Source organism: Mammaliicoccus sp. B-M6, assembly GCF_022386965.1.
GTDB lineage: Bacteria > Bacillota > Bacilli > Staphylococcales > Staphylococcaceae > Mammaliicoccus > Mammaliicoccus sciuri_A.
The window spans coordinates 1-216 of record NZ_JAJNHJ010000107.1 but is presented as its reverse complement, the minus strand read 5'-3'; the positions used below and the strand labels follow the sequence as shown (position 1 = coordinate 216).

Here is a 216-nt window from a genome sequence, read left to right as displayed (position 1 = left end):
CGCAAAGAAGTAGAAAATGAAATTTTAAAAAAGTACAAGGAATTGGAAAGGAAGTGGTCCCAGAAGTAGTTGTTGAATTAGTAAATGAATTGAAATCTAAATATACAGTGAAAGTCATTTTAGAGGCTTTAGATATTCCAAAATCAAATTATTACAGATGGAAAAACAAAGATTTCTGTATATCTGAGGATGAACGAGAAATTATAGAACTATGTA

The 216-nt window shown here is 28.7% G+C and carries 1 pseudogene; it reads left to right on the top strand.

Features of this window, described 5'->3' with window-relative positions:
- Positions 1 to 26 precede the first annotated feature (26 nt).
- Positions 27 to 216 (top strand): annotated as a pseudogene (locus LQ693_RS13865) (IS3 family transposase); the annotation flags it as partial.